Genomic DNA, 2711 nt, shown 5'->3' with positions numbered 1-2711 from the left:
GTTGAAAATACAAGTGAAAGGAGAATAATAATGTCAAAAGTATTATTAGTAACAGGAGCATCTAAGGGAATAGGTCTTGAAATTGTTATTAATGGTTTAGAAAGAGGATATATTGTTGTAGGAACATCTAGAAATACAGAAAAACTAAAATCAGAAGTTGCTAGAACGCATAATCATTTAATAGATAATTTCTTTCCTCTATCTATGAATCTAGATAAAAATAGTGTTAATTTTGCTATAGAAAAGATTATTAATAAATATGGTAAGGTAGATGTGGTTGTTAACAACGCAGGTTATGCCATATTAGGAGCTTTAGAAGAATTTTCTATTGAAGAAATTAAAGATAATTTTGATGTTAATGTTTTTGGAACATTTAATGTGATGAAAGCAGTTTTACCATATATGAGAAAACAAAAATCTGGAAGTATAATTAATTTGGCATCAATCTCAGGTTCAGTTACAGGGGTAAGTCAATCTATTTATTCTGCAACAAAATCAGCAGTTATTATGATGAGTGAGGCCCTATCGTTAGAGGTAGCTGAATTTAATATTAAGGTAACTGCAATTTGTCCAGGTGGAGTTAGAACAGACTTTTTGGATACTTCTTCAATGAGAAAACCTAAAGAACAAATTAGTGAATATAATGCGGTTCAACAGACTATGAAAAAGTTAGATAAGCTCAATCATAATCAAAGTGGAGATCCTAAATTAGTCGCCAAGGCTATATTAGAAGTAGCTGAAATGGAAAAAGCTCCTAAAAGATTGTACTTAAATGCAGGTGCAGTATCGGGAATAAAAGACAAGGTATCTCAAATATTATCAGAGGTAGAGGAAAATATAGATTTAAGCTTGAGTACAGATAGTTTATAGAGTTTTATATAGGTGAAAAATTCAATTTGTTATTTTTATAATATAGAATTCAGTTATAAATATAATGATTTGAAATAATATACAAATAAAAGAGGAACTAATAATTATTAGTTCCTTTTTTATAAAAATTAATTAAATTCTCATAGAATTATATTAATGTTTGTTATAATTAATATTTTCTATACCTATGAATGTATGATTAATTTTATACTTTTCTCTTAAAATCTGTTTTATATTTTCTACTACGATATAATCATTGTCATCGTAATTTTCTAAAAATATGTGCATAGCAGCATTTGTTTGTTCATCGTTGGTATGCCATATATGAAATTCGTGAACATTACTAACGTTTTCTATGTTTAATATATCTTTTGAAATTTTATCAACATCAAGGCTTGAATGATCCATTAATATTAAGAATGCTTTTTTTGTAATTTTGTATCCACCTTTGAAAAGAATAACACTTATAATAACACTCATTATTGCGTCTATTATAACTAATTTCGTAAAGTATATTATTATTCCAGAAATTATAACTCCTATAGAGTTTAGTAAATCTCCTATAAAATGCCATAAAGCACTTTGAACATTTAAATTATGTTCGTGTTTTATATTATTATGTAAAATTAAAGTAGTTACTATGTTAAAAATCAATCCAACAACAGCTATTCCTATCATTGATTTTAAATCTATATCTCTAGGATTTACAAATCTGCCAATAGCTTCAATTACGATATAAATTGAAATTACAATTAAAGCTAGACCATTAACAAAAGCAGTTATTATTTCTAGTCTAAGATATCCAAAAGTGAAATTACCTTTAGGTTTTTTTGAAGAAAAGAAAATTGCAATAGCACTTCCTGCTAAAGCTAGTACATCTGAGAACATATGGAATGAATCTCCTACAAGAGCTAACGAGTTAGAGAGAATACCTCCAATTAACTCTAATAGTGCGAATGCCAATGTAGTTATTAAAATTATATAAACAGTTTTTTTTGTTTTTTGTTGAACTTTATAATGTTTTACATGGTGATAGTTATTAGATATTTTCGTCATATAAAATTTCTCCTTGTTGATTTATTAATTAATTATATACCTTAAAAAAATAAATAACAAGACAATGAGAATTGTTTTCAATTATAATTGATTTTAGTTTTATTATTATAAAAACAGCATTATACTTAAATATCATAAAGTTTAATTAATTTTTATATATTTAAGTATAATGCTATTTTTAATTTTTAAAATATTTTATATTCTATTTTATATATTTATCAACTATTAAGTTAAATGTTCTAGCTAACTTAGTTTTATCAATATTATCTATATTAAGCCATGAAAAACTTTCAATTTCATTAGCCACTTGAAATGTTCCCTCGTATTTTACAATAAACACATCTGCTTCTAAGGGCAGGTTTTCAAATTGAGATATAGAATTAATTTTTCCTAAGTAGGTTAATTGTTCTTTAGATACATTAATTTGAAGTTCTTCTTTTAACTCTCTTATTAGTGCTTCAAAGTTTTCCTCCTTATCATTTATTTTTCCGCCTGGCAATATAAAATGACTATTATTGTTTTTCTTTTTAAGTGCTAAAATATTATTTTCTTTATAAATTAGTGCTACTGCTATTTTCAATTATTTTCTCCTTTGTGAGATTGTATAATAAATAATATACCCACAAGCCATTAGTAAAGGTGTTAAATATGGTATATGACTATATATTGTGATTGTTTTTGAATTGCTCATCAAAATAGCCTGAATTATTGTAGGTATAAACAATATTAACATAAATATATAGCTTATATTAGATTTTTTAGCACAATATATCATAGTAATAAGC

At 25.4% G+C, this 2711-nt stretch carries 4 protein-coding genes; 1 reads left to right on the top strand and 3 read right to left on the bottom strand.

What is annotated here, in order from left to right; genetic code table 11:
* Nucleotides 1-30: 30 nt before the first annotated feature.
* Entirely contained in the window at nucleotides 31-870 is an 840-nt protein-coding gene (locus HZY83_RS01530) for an SDR family oxidoreductase (RefSeq protein ID WP_218925299.1), read from the top strand.
* 153 nt (nucleotides 871-1023) lie between these two features.
* On the opposite strand, the gene HZY83_RS01525 is transcribed toward HZY83_RS01530, so the two are convergent.
* The 3 genes from HZY83_RS01525 to HZY83_RS08220 all read right to left on the bottom strand — a co-directional run.
* Nucleotides 1024-1947, bottom strand: coding sequence for a cation diffusion facilitator family transporter (locus HZY83_RS01525; protein WP_370520027.1), 924 nt, complete (start codon nucleotides 1945-1947; stop codon nucleotides 1024-1026).
* A 181-nt stretch (nucleotides 1948-2128) separates the two neighbouring features.
* A complete protein-coding gene (locus HZY83_RS01520; protein ID WP_179942335.1) occupies nucleotides 2129-2506 on the bottom strand; it encodes an NUDIX hydrolase in 378 nt (125 codons plus the stop codon).
* Nucleotides 2507-2711: hypothetical protein (locus HZY83_RS08220; RefSeq protein WP_218925298.1), on the bottom strand; the 205-nt coding region annotated here is incomplete at its 5' end. It abuts the gene before it with no gap.

The organism is Gemella sp. GH3, assembly GCF_013415425.1.
Classification (GTDB): Bacteria; Bacillota; Bacilli; order Staphylococcales; family Gemellaceae; genus Gemelliphila.
This window is presented reverse-complemented; position numbering and strand designations above follow the sequence as displayed.